Annotated in this window: 1 pseudogene; it reads left to right on the forward strand. The window is 43.0% G+C overall.

The features are described from left to right. Positions 1-218: 218 nt before the first annotated feature. A pseudogene (locus AAIB49_RS19905) lies at positions 219-551 on the forward strand (DUF1801 domain-containing protein); the annotation flags it as partial. Between the last annotated feature and the right edge of the window lie 212 nt (positions 552-763).

The following is a 763-nucleotide window of genomic DNA, read 5'->3' on the forward strand; positions in this document are numbered from 1 at the left end:
TCTTTAGAATCAGTGAGTGAATGTGGTGCAGAAGGGAAACTGTTCGGTGGGCCTTTAAGGCCGAGGCCGGTAATAGAGGCTTCCAGCCGCAGAGCAAACCACCAGTTCACACTGGTGGTTTTGATTGTTATAATTCCGAATATTGGCTACAATGGAAAGTAACAATGGTAGGGGTAGAACAACGGTACAATGGGGAGAGCTAGAAAGGGTGATTGGAAATGTACGAGTTAAAGACGAAACAAAATGATGATAGTGTGATAGAGTTTATCGAAACGGTTGACAGTCCGAGGAAAAAAGAGGATGCCTATCAATTACTCGATATCTTTACAGAGGTAACGGGATATCCAGCTAAAATGTGGGGACCTAGTATTATCGGTTTTGGGTCGTATCATTATACATATGATTCGGGTCATGAAGGGGATGCACCACTAGTTGGCTTTTCGCCACGTAAAGCGAAAATTAGTCTGTACTTTGCAACAGGAGATCCTAAACGAGAAGAACTGCTCTCCAAATTTGGAAAGCATACTTCAGGTAAAGCGTGTGTTTATCTAAAATAGGCGAGAAAACCCCCATCTTCAAGGAATGAGAAGGGTAAAGCCCAATGAGTAAGTGGGGGATGAATCGCCTTCGGACAAAGAATGGCTTACTTGCCATCTCGATTGTCCGACTGTTCGAGTGCGTGTTGATGAGATAAATAATAGCTTGGGTACGAGTGGTAAAACCTTTTTTCTGTAAAGTCATCCATTCGTTTCCATCCAACATA

The sequence above is a fragment of the Ornithinibacillus proteolyticus genome (assembly GCF_039581225.1).
GTDB classification, from domain to species: domain Bacteria; phylum Bacillota; class Bacilli; order Bacillales; family Amphibacillaceae; genus Ornithinibacillus; species Ornithinibacillus massiliensis.